This is a genomic window from Arthrobacter sp. 10T419, from assembly GCF_056394105.1.
In genome coordinates, this window is sequence record NZ_JBFTHF010000001.1 from 69,253 (window position 1) to 83,240 (window position 13,988).

At 68.5% G+C, this 13,988-nt stretch carries 11 protein-coding genes; 5 read left to right on the plus strand and 6 right to left on the minus strand.

Translation table 11 applies throughout. From position 1 onward, the window contains the following. Positions 1-301: 301 nt before the first annotated feature. The 4 genes from dnaK to AC1DBD_RS00330 all read left to right on the plus strand — a co-directional run bounded on the left by dnaK (position 302) and on the right by AC1DBD_RS00330 (position 4,328). The gene (dnaK, locus tag AC1DBD_RS00315; RefSeq protein ID WP_175322345.1) at positions 302-2,161 is read left to right on the plus strand and encodes a molecular chaperone DnaK; all 1,860 of its coding nucleotides are present in this window, start codon (positions 302-304) and stop codon (positions 2,159-2,161) included. A 2-nt stretch (positions 2,162-2,163) separates the two neighbouring features. After that, positions 2,164-2,814, plus strand: a complete 651-nt coding sequence (locus AC1DBD_RS00320) for a nucleotide exchange factor GrpE (protein WP_476981158.1) — start codon at positions 2,164-2,166, stop codon at positions 2,812-2,814. Between the two features lie 94 nt (positions 2,815-2,908). After that, complete coding sequence (locus AC1DBD_RS00325) at positions 2,909-3,892, plus strand: DnaJ C-terminal domain-containing protein (protein ID WP_441416605.1); 984 nt, start codon at positions 2,909-2,911, stop codon at positions 3,890-3,892. A gap of 10 nt (positions 3,893-3,902) precedes the next feature. Beyond that, positions 3,903-4,328 (plus strand): heat shock protein transcriptional repressor HspR, encoded by a 426-nt coding sequence (locus tag AC1DBD_RS00330; protein ID WP_476981159.1) that lies wholly within the window; start codon positions 3,903-3,905, stop codon positions 4,326-4,328. 57 nt (positions 4,329-4,385) lie between these two features. Here the strand turns inward: AC1DBD_RS00330 and AC1DBD_RS00335 are convergent, their stop codons facing one another. The 4 genes from AC1DBD_RS00335 to AC1DBD_RS00350 form a co-directional block, all read right to left on the minus strand. Then, positions 4,386-5,642, minus strand: coding sequence for a hypothetical protein (locus AC1DBD_RS00335; protein ID WP_476981160.1), 1,257 nt, complete (start codon positions 5,640-5,642; stop codon positions 4,386-4,388). Beyond that, on the minus strand, positions 5,639-6,145 hold the full coding sequence (locus AC1DBD_RS00340) for a hypothetical protein (protein ID WP_476981161.1): 507 nt from the start codon (positions 6,143-6,145) through the stop codon (positions 5,639-5,641). The genes AC1DBD_RS00335 and AC1DBD_RS00340 overlap by 4 nt, the downstream gene beginning before the upstream one ends. Before the next feature lies 1 nt (position 6,146). Further along, positions 6,147-6,980, minus strand: a complete 834-nt coding sequence (locus AC1DBD_RS00345) for a COG1470 family protein (RefSeq protein WP_476981162.1) — start codon at positions 6,978-6,980, stop codon at positions 6,147-6,149. Positions 6,981-7,099: 119 nt separating this feature from the next. Further along, the gene (locus AC1DBD_RS00350; RefSeq protein WP_476981163.1) at positions 7,100-7,552 is read right to left on the minus strand and encodes a hypothetical protein; all 453 of its coding nucleotides are present in this window, start codon (positions 7,550-7,552) and stop codon (positions 7,100-7,102) included. A 669-nt stretch (positions 7,553-8,221) separates the two neighbouring features. Here AC1DBD_RS00350 and AC1DBD_RS00355 point away from each other — a divergent pair. Beyond that, positions 8,222-8,620: a hypothetical protein gene (locus AC1DBD_RS00355; RefSeq protein WP_441416607.1), complete on the plus strand. Its 399-nt coding sequence runs from the start codon at positions 8,222-8,224 to the stop codon at positions 8,618-8,620. Positions 8,621-8,636: 16 nt separating this feature from the next. Here AC1DBD_RS00355 and AC1DBD_RS00360 read toward each other — a convergent pair whose 3' ends face one another. Together AC1DBD_RS00360 and AC1DBD_RS00365 are read right to left on the minus strand one after the other, a co-directional pair. Continuing rightward, the gene (locus AC1DBD_RS00360; RefSeq protein ID WP_476916917.1) at positions 8,637-10,262 is read right to left on the minus strand and encodes an FG-GAP repeat domain-containing protein; all 1,626 of its coding nucleotides are present in this window, start codon (positions 10,260-10,262) and stop codon (positions 8,637-8,639) included. 109 nt (positions 10,263-10,371) lie between these two features. After that, the gene (locus AC1DBD_RS00365) at positions 10,372-13,830 is read right to left on the minus strand and encodes a DEAD/DEAH box helicase (RefSeq protein WP_476909225.1); all 3,459 of its coding nucleotides are present in this window, start codon (positions 13,828-13,830) and stop codon (positions 10,372-10,374) included. Between the last annotated feature and the right edge of the window lie 158 nt (positions 13,831-13,988).

Consider the following 13,988-nt stretch of genomic DNA (forward strand, 5'->3'; position numbering starts at 1 on the left):
GCCCGTTCTCGCACAGCGAAATCACGGCTGCGGAGCGTTTGCGCTGCCCTAAATCCGCTCAAATCCGCGGCTTTGCGGCGCTTCCCGGCCCGGAAGCACCACTCGTAACTCCAAGTTGAGTCGAATGGACTCAACTTCGGATTGACATCCATCCCGGGCTGGGTAAAGTTGAGTGCAGAGCGCTCAATAAGTGGGCGCGCCTCGTTTTCGACGGGCTCGATCGCCGGGTATGGCCCGGCCGCCGGGCACCCGCCCGATTGCCGGGGGCCAGCAAGTTTCCAAGGAAAGAAGGAAGCAACACATGTCACGTGCAGTAGGTATTGACCTCGGAACCACTAACTCCGTCGTCTCCGTTCTCGAAGGTGGCGAGCCCACCGTCATTGCCAACGCCGAGGGTGGCCGCACCACGCCGTCGGTTGTTGCATTCTCCAAGTCCGGCGAAGTCCTGGTCGGCGAGATCGCCAAGCGCCAGGCCGTCAACAACATCGACCGCACCATCGCCTCGGTCAAGCGCCACATGGGCACCGACTGGAACGTCGCGATCGATGACAAGAAGTACACCGCCCAGGAAATTTCCGCGCGCATCCTGATGAAGCTCAAGAACGACGCCGAGTCCTACCTCGGTGAAAAGGTCACGGACGCCGTGATCACCGTTCCTGCATACTTCAACGACGCCGAGCGCCAGGCCACCAAGGAAGCCGGCGAGATCGCTGGCCTCAAGGTCCTGCGCATCGTCAACGAGCCCACCGCGGCTGCCTTGGCCTACGGCCTGGATAAGGGCAAGGAAGACGAGCTCATCCTCGTCTTCGACCTCGGCGGCGGAACCTTCGACGTGTCCCTCCTCGAAGTCGGCAAGGACGAAGACGACTTCTCCACCATCCAGGTGCGCGCCACCGCCGGTGACAACCGCCTCGGCGGCGACGACTGGGACCAGCGCGTCGTGGATTACCTGCTGAACCAGCTCAAGGTCAAGGGCATCGACCTCTCCAAGGACAAGATCGCCCTGCAGCGCCTGCGTGAAGCTGCCGAGCAGGCCAAGAAGGAACTCTCCTCCTCCTCGAGCACCAACGTCTCGCTCCAGTACCTCTCCGTCACCCCCGACGGCCCGGTCCACCTGGACGAGCAGCTGACCCGCGCGAAGTTCCAGGACCTCACCAAGGACCTGCTGGAGCGCACGAAGAAGCCCTTCCACGACGTCATCAAGGAAGCCGGCATCAAGCTCTCCGACATCGACCACATCGTGCTGGTCGGCGGCTCCACCCGTATGCCCGCCGTCTCCGAGCTGGTCAAGGAACTCGCCGGCGGCAAGGAGCCGAACAAGGGCGTCAACCCGGACGAGGTCGTCGCCGTCGGCGCCGCACTGCAGGCCGGTGTGCTGAAGGGTGAGCGCAAGGACGTGCTGCTGATCGACGTCACCCCGCTGTCCCTGGGCATCGAGACCAAGGGCGGTGTCATGACGCACCTGATCGAGCGCAACACGGCCATCCCCACTAAGCGCAGCGAAACCTTCACCACGGCGGACGACAACCAGCCGTCCGTGGCGATCCAGGTCTTCCAGGGCGAGCGTGAGTTCACCCGCGACAACAAGCCGCTGGGCACCTTCGAACTGACCGGCATCGCACCCGCCCCGCGCGGCGTGCCGCAGGTCGAGGTCACCTTCGACATCGATGCGAACGGCATTGTGCACGTCTCCGCGAAGGACAAGGGCACCGGCAAGGAACAGTCGATGACCATCACGGGCGGCTCCAGCCTCTCCAAGGAAGACATCGACCGCATGGTCCGCGACGCCGAGGAGCACGCAGCAGAGGACAAGGCCCGCCGCGAGGCGACCGACACCCGCAACACTGCCGAGCAGCTCGCGTACTCCGTGGACAAGCTGATCGCCGACAACGCCGACAAGCTGCCGGAAGAGGTCAAGACCGAGGTCCAGGCCGACGTCGACGCCCTCAAGGCAGCGCTCGAAGGCACCGACGACGCCGCCGTCAAGACCGCGTTTGAGAAGCTGCAGGCTTCCCAGACCAAGCTCGGCGAGGCCATCTACGCCCAGCCCGGTTCCCCCGACGGTGCCGCTGGCGCCCAGGGTGCTCCGGCCGGCGAGCAGGCGGCTTCCGACGAGGACATCGTTGATGCCGAGATCGTAGACGAAGACGAGAAGAAGTAATCATGCCGCACCACGGTAACGAAGAAGAGCACGGCGACGAGAGCCGTGATGACAGCCAGAAGCCGGTGATCCACGACAACCGCAAGGTTGATCCGAAGACCGGCCAGGCACGCCATCCCGACCAGGAGCGCGCCGCCGCAGGGGAGCCCGATTCCGGGGACGCACTGTCCCAGGCCGAGGACATCCTCAATAGCGTCCAGGTTCCGGCAGCGGAGTCCGTGGCGCAGGGCGCAGGTGCCGGGGAGGCGGAGGAACTGAAGAACGACCTCCGCCGCCTGCAGGCCGAGTACGTCAACTACCGCAAGCGCGTTGAACGTGACCGCGCCGTGGCAGGGGAGATGGCCGTCATCGGCGTCCTCAACGCCCTGCTTCCGGTGCTGGACGACGTCGACGCCGCCCGGCAGCACGGCGACCTGGCGGACGGACCGTTCGCCGCGATCGCCGCGAAGCTGGAGAACGCGCTGAAGACGTACGGCCTGGTGCGCATCGATGAGACCGGCGTGGAGTTCGATCCCACGATCCACGAGGCCCTCATCCAGCAGCCCGGCCCGGATGTCGAGACCGACACCGTCAGCCAGGTCCTGCGCTCGGGCTACAAGTCCGGCGACCGGGTGCTCCGCGCGGCCCAGGTCATCGTGGCCGTCCCTGCCTAGCAGCACGTCATCGAGATGACAGTTCGCGCCGGTGTTTCCCGCAAACATTGGCGTGAACTGTCATCTCGGCACACACTTTTGAAAGGAAACGCCATTGGCTAGCCAAGACTGGGTGGACAAGGACTTCTACAAGATCCTTGGTGTCGCCAAGGACGCTTCCGACGCCGACATCAAGAAGGCCTACCGGAAGCTCGCGCGGCAGCATCACCCGGACACCAACGCCGGGGACACTGCATCGGAGAAGAAGTTCAAAGACATCTCCGAGGCCTACTCGGTGCTTTCCGACGCCGACGAGCGCCAGCAGTACGACGCCATCCGGGCCATGGGCGGCGGCGCCCGCTTCGCCCCCGGCGGCGCCGGCGGGGCGGCCGGCGGTGCCGGCTTCGAGGACCTTTTCGGCGGACTGTTCACCGGCGGCGGCGGACGCCACTCCGGCGGCTACAGCACCGCCGGCGGCATCCCGCCCGAGTTCGCCGACCTGTTTGGCGGCGGCGGCTTCGGCGGCGGTGGCCAGTCCTTCCAGCGCGCACCCCAGAAGGGTGCCGACCGGACCGCGTCCACCAGCATCTCCTTCGCCGGGTCCATCCGCGGCACCACCATCGGGCTGCGCGAACCGGACGGCGAAGTCATCGACGTGCGCATCCCGGCCGGCATCAAGGACGGCCAGAAGGTCCGCGTCCGCGGCAAGGGCCAGTACGGTCCGGCCGGCAACGGCGACCTCATGGTCACCGTCACGGTGAAACCGCACGACTTCTACACCCGCGACGGCGACAACCTGCGCATCCATGTCCCGGTCACCTTCGCCGAGGCCGCCCTGGGCGCCGACATCGAGGTTCCGACCATCGACGGGGACAAGGTCAGGGTCCGCGTTCCCGCCGGCACCCCGTCAGGGCGCACGCTCCGCGTCAAGGGACGCGGCGTCAAGCACACCAAGGCCACCGGTGACCTGCTGGTGACCATCGACGTCGCCGTGCCGAAGAAGCTGAGCAAGGACGCCGAGGAAGCCGTGAAGGCTTTCGCCGCGGCCACCTCCGGCGAGGACGTCCGCGCCGGCCTGGCAGCCAAGGCCCGGCTGTAGGAGTCCTGCCATGGACATCGAGTTCGACCAGCCGATCTTCGTCATCTCCGTCGCCGCGGAGCTGGCGGACATGCACCCGCAGACGCTGCGCCAGTACGACCGGCTCGGCATCGTCTCGCCCAGCCGCGCCCCCGGCAAGTCCCGGCGGTACTCGCAGCGCGACGTGAACATGCTCCGCGAGGTGCAGCGGCTCTCCCAGGAGGGCGTCTCACTCGAGGGCATCAAGCGGATCCTGCAACTGGAAAACCAGGTTGCCGCGCTGCAGCGCCGGGTCACGGAGCTGACAGAGGAACTGGGCCGGCGCCGGCAGCCGCTGGACTCCCGCATTTTCGCCGCAGGGGCAGCCGGCGACGTCGTCACATTGGCCCGCGGACAGCGGCCCCGCGCCCGTTCGCAGGCCCTGGTGGTGTGGCGGCCGCACGGGATCCAAGACTGAAGCCTGGATAAACCTACTGAGTGCCCGGGACCCCATGGGTCCCGCGCACTCAGTGCGTTAGAAGCGTGACTTGGTGCCCGCGACCGCGGGTGCGGTAGCGACGAGGTTGCCCGCGAGGTCCCCCATTCCGCTTGCAGGTGTGTAGAACGGGACAGCGGGCTGTTCCGTCCCGTTCCCTTGATTGCCCGAGACGTACGCGCCCAGCGTGACGGTGAGTGCTTTGCTTGAGGGATCCCAGCTCACGGTTCCCTTGTACCTGAGCGTGCCTGAGCCGTAGTAGTTGCCGCCCAAGGCGACGGTGCCGATTCTCGACGTGGGACAGACTGAGCTATCCACGGCGACGCTGAGGGTGTTGCCGGCGACGATGTTTACGGTGGCTTGACTCTCGCTCAGTGTCAGCATTCCGGCGGGGCTGGCCGCCCAATTACTGCAAATCGTAGACGCGTCCAACGACTCCCCAAAGGTGATGGTGGCCTTGTCCTTGGGATCGAGTTTGCCGTTCCTGCCGCCGCCGTCTTCAAGGAGCACCCCGGTGACGATGGGCGCCGTGACGTCCTTGATGGAACTCGCGGTGCCCGGGGTCGCGGGATTGCCTTGGTTGCCCGCGGTGTCGGTGGCAACCGCGCGGTAGGTGAGCGTTCCGGCGTTGAGCCCCGTCAGGTTGACGGTGGCATCCCAGGTCCCGGCACTGTTCGCCGTCACCGTGGCGTTGACCGTGTGCAACGGGTCGCCGGCGTCGGTGACAGCCAGGGCAATGGAGGCGCCGGGTTCGGTGGTGCCGCTGACCGGCACCGCAGCGACGTTGCCGCCATAGACATAAGCGGGGGCAACCACGGTAGGAGCGCCTGGCGGCGTGGTGTCCACGGCGGCGCCGCTGCTGCGGACGCTCTCGACTCCCTGCCACTGCCCGAGTACCGGGGTCACGGTGTAGTACCACGTGCCGGTCGGGACGCCCTGGTCGGTGCAGCCCAGTCCGACCGTCACCGTGGCTGAGCAGGTTCCGCCCGCGGGGGACTTGGTACCGGCCGAGGCGGATGCATAGCGCGCCACCGTGTAGCCGGTGACAGGCCGCCCGGCGAGGGTGGTGGTGGCGTTCCAGGCCAGCGTGACGTTGCCGCCGGACACTGTGGCTGTCGGCGTGGCGCCGGCGCCCATGCCGTCCGCGCTGGCAGATGCGGCACCGCTATTTGACGTGGCCGTCCAGAAGGCATTGGCCCCGGGGCCGGCCCACGAGAGGAGAGCGGCCCCGGTAAGGACGACGGCGATCCGGCTTCGGGTGCGGGAGCGTGCCCCGCGCCCCTGGTGACGGCTCATCGTCGTGCCTCCACGGTGACGGGAATCTTGAAAGTCGCGCCCTGGCAGGCGGACTGTGACTGGGCGGACATGCTCGCCGCGCCAGGAAGGGTGACAAGCACCGAGGACTTCGCCGGGATGGTGACGGCGGGGGCGAGCGGTGCGGCCGGGGCAGTGAAGGAAACCCCGGTGGTCACGCATCCGGCATGCGCGGCATCCGCAGTGACCGGCCCGCTGGCGGCCACAGAGTACAGCGTCACCGCGAAGGCGTTGGGGTTGCTGGTCCGGAGGATGACGTCGGCCGTCCCGCCCGGGAAAAGGCTGGCGCGGTTCGCGTCGCCTGCCGCCACCGCGTCCACGCTGATCTGCATGGTGCCTGCGGCCGCGGCGCCGGCGCCGGCGCCCGTGCTGGCCCAGTACGCGTAGGCCGTGCCGATGCCGGCCAGCAGGGACAGCGCGACGGCAGCGGCCGAGGCGCTTCCGGCCAGCCCGGTGGCGCGCACAATGGATCGTGAGACTTGCATGTCAGTTTCCCTGCCCTGATCCGGTGTAAGCCAGTTGGAGGACTGCACCCTTGCAGCCGTCCTGGAGGCGCGGCGTGTCGAGCATGGCGATCCGTGGCCACTGGGCCGACGGAACGCCAAGCTGTGAGAGTGAGCTGCTGCCGGACGGGACAGTCAGGGGATAGCGCCCACTGAACTGAGTCACGGCGTAGTCCTGAGACGTGCAGGGCAGGTTGGCCGCGATCGCCTTTGACGTGCGGAGCACACCCGTGATCGATACGGCCAAATTGCCGACGTCGATGCTCTTGTCCGGGTTGTTGAATCCGAGGTCAAGGGACTGGCTGGTGCCCGGCGCGAGAAGGCCTGGAGCATCGCCGGCAACCCCAAAGACGCGCAGCGGTGCCTTGACCCGCAGTTGTACCCTGATGGGCACAGCCTGAACGCTTCCGCCCTGGCCCGTCAGCGTCAGCTCGTAGTCTCCGGCCCTGGTGTTTGATGCCGTAGTTACGTTGATGTTGAGCGGGGCGGTACTCCCCGCGGTCAGCTTGACGGACGACGGCGAGATGCTGGAGGCCCCTCCGGCGGGGAGGCCGGTGAGGGCCATAAGCACTGTGCCGGCGAACCCGCCGGTGGAGCTGACCGTTGCGGAATAGCTCGTGGCCTGCCCCTGATCCACGTTCCGGCTGGACGGCGTGATTTGCACGGTGATTCCGGGCTTCGCGGGAGCCGACTGCTGTGCCGCGGCGTAGAGGGTGCCAGCTGGCAGGAAGATGGCGAGCATGCCAATGACGAGGACGCGGCCGGCGAGGCCCGCGTGATCCCTTGCGAGCCGGAAGAACCGCAGTGGATGCTGCATTCCCTATCCTCCTTGGACCAGGCGCAGGGCCTGGTCGTGGGTGTCCGTGCTGATGCGTTGTTGTGCGGTGGCCCGAAGGCCGCCCGGCGGGCCGGGTCTCCGGCCCGCCGGGACATCAGCTACTCGCTGCCGACGGTGACCGTGACGACGGCCGACTTGCAGGCATCCTGGTTGGCGTCGTCATTGAGGAAGGTCAACGTTCCCGACCCCACAGAGGTCCCCGTGCTGTTAGCCGCCACCGGCGAGTTAGACGTATTGGCGCTGACCGTGAACCATGCCGGCAGGCACCCGGGCGCACTGGTGGTCACGCTCGCGGTGAGGGCGCCGACGACGGTGCCGGTGTTGGTGCTGTTGTCCGCCGTGTACGCGACGGGCACCGAGTTGCCCGGGGCCAGGCCTCCGGCAAAGGTGGCGTGCAGGGTCACCGTTCCGCCGCCTGTGGAGTTGGCGGCGTTGCCCGTGCCGGTGCCGGTGGTGGTCCAGTAGGCGTAGGCGGTGCCGCCGCCGACGGCCACGAGGGCGACCGAGGCCGCAACGGCGATGACCTTGCTCTTCTTGGTGAGCTTGCGCATTTGTGAGACTCCTTGTGTGGGTGGCACCCGGGCAGGAGTCATCAGGCCTGAGCCGCATTCCCCCAATCCTGCGGTTGCCGCGCTGAATCGATGGCCCAATCGTTTGCGATGGAGAACGGCCCGGGCAACGCGTAGTTGTACTCGACTTTTCCCTCCGGCACTACCTGCCTCCGAGACGAGCATCCGCGGTCCGGCCCCGGGCTTCCCGTCGTCGGCTGGGAAAATGCGCGGCTAACGGGGGCTGCCGGCGGGGCTACCCCCCTCGCATGCGGCATGCCGCCTTCGCGTGCGGCGCACGGCCGATGAGGGCCAGTAGTCTGCTTTTCCGCTCCCGGGCGGCGGCTTGGACGTCGCGGTCCGCGGCCGTTCGCAGGCCCTGGTGGTGTGTGGCGGCCGCACGAGACGCCCTGACCGCCTCCAAGTAGTCGGCCCGGGCGAACTGAGTACTCGGTCGCAAATTCGGGTGGCCTAATCCGCATAGTCGGGTACCGCCAGGCAGTGACTTCCCGCCTGCGCGGCCGGTTGAATGGTCTTGGCAGCCGGGTGGCCGCCGAGTGGACAGCCGATATGACTCGGCTCCAGTGCAAAATGTCGGGGGGCACAGCACATGCTTCAGTCAACTATTCCGGACGCAGCAGCGCCGGCGTCCGCAACGATCGCGGGCCGGCCATGAACAGCGGACTGTACGCCGTCGCACTCTTCGGACATTCCCTGCCGGGCCTGCTCCTGCTCACCCTTGGCCAATCCGTTGTGGTGGTCTGCGTCTGTTTCGATATGGTCCGGGCAGTCTCGGTGCCGCGCTCCAGGCGGCGCTACGTAGCCAACACCGTGTTCCGGACGCTGGCGCTTCCGTCCATCCTCTGCATGTCCCTCGTTGTGCTGGTCCATGCCGCGTCCGGCGCCTGGGAACAGGTGGCCGCCGGGGTCTTCGTCCTGGTTGCGGTGATCTTCCGCTGGCACCACGACACGGACGAGGACAGCTGGTGGACGGGCAAGGGCAAGGCCCTGGGACGCTGGCTCCGCAAGAGCCTGCCGGCGCCGCGGGCTGTGGCATCCGCCGCCGTGTGATCCCCGGGGCGCCGGCTCAAAAAATCGCGTTGAGGGTGTTCCAGCCGCCTCCGACCCGCACCCGCACCAGCCACGTGCCGCCACTGCTTCGCGGGTAAAGCCAGAGGCTTCCGGCGCTATCGCGGGCCAGGATGTCCGGTGTGCGGTCACCGTTGAGATCCCCGGGACTCATCAGGGCGGTCATGCCGTTCCAGCCGCCGCCGAGCAGCACCCGGGGGAGCCAGCCGCCCGTGCCGCTGCCGCGGTACAGCCACAGCCGGCCGGTGGCAGTCTCCCGCGCCACGACATCCGCGGCGCCGTCGCCGTCGAAATCGCCCGGGGCCACCAGCGCATTAAAGATGTTCCAGCCGCCCCCGACCCGCACCCGCGGGAGCCAGCCGCCGGCGCCGTTGCCCGGGTAGAGCCAGAGGAAGCCGGTCGCTGCCTCGCGGGCCAGCACGTCGACGCGCTGGTCGCCGTTGAAATCGCCCGGGCCGAGGATGCCATTCATGATCTGCCAGCCATTGCCGGCCAGGATACGGCTGAGCCATCCGCCGGTGCCGTTGCCGCGGTACAGCCACAACTTGCCGGTCGCGGCCTCCCGTGCCAGGACGTCCAGGGGGCCGTCGCCGTTGAAGTCCCCGGGAGTCTCGAGGGCGTTGTACGCGGCCCAGCCGGCCCCAATCCGGATGCCCGGAAACAGCCCGCCGCGCCCCGTCCCCGGGTACAGCCGCAGCTCGCCGGTGGCGGCGACCCGGGCCAGGACATCGTTGTTCCAGTTGCCGTTGAAATCCGCGGTCGCCCCCGAGAGCGCGGAGGCCGGCACGGGCAGCGCGGTAAACGCGTAGGGGGCGCAGGTGAGGTCGTAGTCGCGGACGTCGTCGTACCACTGTGACAGGAAGACCCGGCCGCCGGAGAAGCTGGCCTGCCGGCACCGGTCCAGGGCTTCGGACGGGTAGTCGAGGCGCCCGGCGGTGGCCCAGACCGGCACCCCCGGCAACCTCCACGAGCCGGTGATGTCCTGCCAGCCGGAGGCGAAGGAGTAGAGGCCGTAGGAGTATCCCGCGTCCCGGAGGCCCCGCATCAGGCCTTCCACCACGTACCGGTTCTCGCGCCGTTGCACCGCGGTGGCGGCGGGCCAGGGCTGGGCCGGCCGCGGCTCCACATCGATCCAGACGACGGGTGGCCGGAAGCTCACCCGCTGGAGGCTGGCGAGGGCGTAGCGGGCTTCGGCGTAACCGACGTTGGAGAGCTCTCCGGCCCGGGTACTGGCGGACCACGGCCCCTGCGCGCGGTAGGTGGCAAGCTGGGCGGCGGTGGGGAAAGCCGCCATGGTGTAGGCGTGGGCGCGCTTGTTATTGGTGCCGACCCAGGCCACCTGGCTGGCCAGGCACGGGTTCTCGGTGAAGGGCAGTCCCCGGGTCAGGCCCAGCACCACGAACTGGGTAGTCGCCGGAGGAAACGGCAGGCCCAGGCCGCCGACCGCCGTCGGGCATTGCGGCCAGGAGATGTCATGTCCGTACAGGGTGGCCGCCTGCGCCGGCGGAGCGGTGGCCGGCAGCAGGCCCAACACCAGGGCCAAGGCTGCCACCACCGACGCCAGCGCCGATGCGGGCCGCCGCGGGTGCGCCGCGGTGTCAATGAACCTCATACGCGCGGCCATGGCCACCCGCTCCTTCGCCCAAGCTCTTCCCGATACGCACCATTGGACACCCGGATCGACGCCCTCCGCTAGGGCTGGACGCCCCTGCGCGGACGGGCCGGACCAGCCGTCAGTCGGTGAACAGCCCGGCCAGATCCTCCGCCGTCAGTGCGCCGCCGGAGAGGGCGTCGCCTTCCATCACGTCGGCGAACAGCTGGGACTTCTTGGCCTTGAGCGCCATGACTTTTTCCTCGATGGTGTCCTTCGCCACCAGCCGGTAGACCATCACGTTGCGGGCCTGGCCGATCCGGTGCGTCCGGTCCACGGCCTGCGCTTCGGAGGCCGGGTTCCACCACGGATCCAGCAGGAACACATAATCCGCCTCGGTCAGGTTCAGGCCGAAGCCGCCTGCCTTGAGGCTGATCAGGAACACCGGTGCGGCGCCGTTCTTGAACTCGTTGACGACGTCGGTGCGGTTGCGGGTGCTGCCGTCGAGGTAGCAGAACTCGATATTTTCCTCGATGAGCCGTTCGCGGACCTTGCCGAGGAAGCCGGTGAACTGGCTGAAGATCAGCGCGCGGTGGCCCTCGGCCACGAGGTCCTCCAACTGCTCGAACAACACGTCCAGCTTGCTGGAGCGCACCCCCGAGAGCGAGGGGTCGATCAGGGACGGGTCCAGGCTGAGCTGCCGCAGCAGGGTCAGCGACTGGAAGATCGTGAAACGGTTCTTGTTGACGTCCTCGATCAGGCCCAGGATCTTCTGCCGCTCGCGCTGCAGATGCGTCTGGTAGACCTTCTGGTGCCGCGGGTTCAGCACGACCTCGAGGACCTGCTCCTGCTTGGGCGGCAGGTCGTGGATGACCTGTTCCTTGGTGCGGCGCATCATCAGCGGCCGGACCCGGCGCCTGAGCTTCTCCAGCTGTGCCCGGTCCCCGTTCTTCTCCACGGGCTTCTGGTAGTACTCGGCGAAGCGCTTGGGGCTGGAGAAGAGTCCCGGCGCCACGATCGAGGTCAGCGCCCAGAACTCCATCAGGTTGTTCTCCAGCGGTGTGCCGGTGATCGCCAGCTTGAAGGCGGCCGGGAGCTTCCGGGCGCACTGGTAGGCCTTGGATTGGTGGTTCTTTACGAACTGCGCCTCGTCGAGCACCAGCCCCGCCCACTGCCGGGAGGCGTAGGCCTCGTAGTCGATCCGGAACAGCGCGTAGGAGGTGATCACAATGTCGGCCCCGGCCATTGCCTCGGCCGGCACCGAGCCGCTTTTCGCGAAGGTCTCGCTGATGGCCCGCACCGTCAGGCCCGGCGCGAACCGCGCGGTTTCAGCCTGCCAGTTGCCGACCACACTGGTGGGCGCGACCACCAGGAAGGGCGCCCCGCCGGGTGCGCCGCCGGGCGGGCTGACGACGACGTCGGCCGCGGCCCCGGGGGCGACAGTGGCGGCGACGGCGGACGCGGCGGTCTCGGCGGCGGCGACCTTGGCGGCGCAGATCAGCGCCAGCGCCTGGACGGTCTTGCCCAGGCCCATGTCATCGGCCAGGACGCCGCCGAGCCCGTGGCGGTAGAGGAAGCTGAGCCAGTTGAAGCCCTCGAGCTGGTACGGGCGCAGCTCGGCGTCCAGGGTGTCGGGCAGCGGCAGGCCCTTGACGCCGCCCTCGAGCAGCCCGCCGACGGCCTCGCGCCACGCGGCGGCCTGTTCGTCGACGATGCCCAGCTGTGCCAGCTCGTCCCAGAGCCCGGCCTGGAACCGGCTGATCTGCAGCGGCGCGTCCTTGTTGTCCTGCAGTTCCCGCGCCTCTTCGATCAGGGCGCGCAGCTGGTGCAGCTCGGGCAGGTCCAGGGAGAAGTACGCGCCGCTGGGCAGCAGCATCTTGGTTTGGCCCGACGCCAGGGCGGAGAAAACGGCGGCGAAGGACACCGGCTGGCCCTCGAGCGAAATCTGGATGCCCAGGTCGAACCAGTCCCGCTGGTCGGTGGCCTTGGTGGAGATCGACACCACCGGGGCTTCCTCGGCCTCGCGGTAGTCGGCAATCTCGCCGGCCGTGTCCACGGAAACTTCCGAAAGCTCGCGCAGCTTAGGGAGGACCTCCTCCGTGAAGGCGAGGGTGTCCAGGCCGCTGAGCTCCGCGGACGCCGCCAGCCGCGGAGTGCCCCAGCCTCCGGTAGCCGATTCGCCGAGCTTCGGCACCATGTCCCACGGCTGGCCCACGGTTTCCAGGATGCGGGCCTCGGCGGTGTCGTCGCGGTAGCCGTGGTCGCCGGGGTGCCGCCACAGCGGCTGGGCCGTGACCAGGGTTCCGGCCTTGTAGTGCCACTCCCAGTGCAGCCGGACCCGGTGGTCTGCGCCGTAGTTGGCCAGCAGGGACAGGGTGGGGACGGCCAGGGCGGGCAGCTCGACGGATTCGTCGGAGGCGGTCACCCGGGCGGTCTGCTTGAGCTTGGGATAGAACCCGGTGAGGAAGCGCCCCTCGTCCCGGGACGGAATATGCAGCGTGGTGCCGGCGGTGACGAAGGTCAGGAGTTCCTCGCTGAGTCCGGCCTCCAGGGGTGCGAGGGTGATCGCGGAGTCGCCCGGGGCGACGCCGGGCAGCGCGTCGGCGCCGGAGGTCAGGAAGATGCCGTGGGCCGGGCGGCCGATGGTCCCGACCGATGCCGGATCCACCACCGCGCCCTCGACGGTGATCGTCGGTGCGAGCGCCAGCCCGCCGCCGTCGGCCTCCTCGGCGCCGAGCCGGGTCAGGTTGAGTCCGACGGCGGCTGGCTCGTCGGCCAGCCGTACGGGTTCGTCGCCCCGGCCGTGGACCAGGGCGAGGCCGATCTTCCGGGCCTCGGCCAGCAGGCTCCAGAGGTTCTTGCCGGCGTAAGTGTTCAGTCCCAGCCAGGGCGCGGTGCCGGCGTGCTGTCGGTTGGCCAGGGCCGTGTGCGAGGCGAGGAATTCCTGCATCCACTCAACGTGGGCTTCGTTGCATTCGCGCCGGTAGTTCAGGTAGCTCAGGGTGTTCCAGGAGACGTCGCCCCGGATCCACTTGCCCTTGGCCCCCATGATGACGGGCCGGGCCTTGAGCTGGCGGACGCTGCGCAGCGGGTCCCGGCGGCCCGTGTAGGAGAAGTGTGGGGCCGGTTCCTCGATCTCGAACTGCAGTGCCAGCGGCACGCCGTTGGTCGACTGGGTGATCCCAGGCCGGGCGATTAGCGGGCTCAGGGCCTGCTCCCAGTCCGGCAGGTCCAGCGCCGAGGGCTGGCGCGACAGCCGGGAGGATTCCGCGGGCGCGAGCAGCTGGACGCGGGTCGCCGGGTTGTCCTCGGCGGCAAACAGCAGGGCCGCCACGTGCTTGCAGTCCTTGCGCACCGGGCAGCTGCAGACACCGACGGTGCAGCTCCAGCCGCCGCCCTTGCGGACCAGCTTCGCCGTCGTCGAATACGGCACGTCCGCGCCGCCGCGGACCTTGCCCAGCATCAGCCCGGTGGCGGCGTCGAAGGAAATCCCGGAAACCCGGCTCCCCATGGCGTAAGCAAGTCCGGCCGCGAGGGAGCGGTCGTTGATTGCGGGGGTCTGTATTGCCAGTGCCGCACTCTCGTCCGGATGGGATGGCATGTGCGCACTACTTCCAGCAGTTGGTCATCTGATCCATCTTAGCCAGCCTGGCGGTGCCCGGAAACTTCGCCTGACGTTCACCTCGCGCTCGGACGCCCCGGAACCGGGCGGGCCTACCGTGGAAGGGACCGGAGCAGCGCCCGCCACCACCGTGAGGA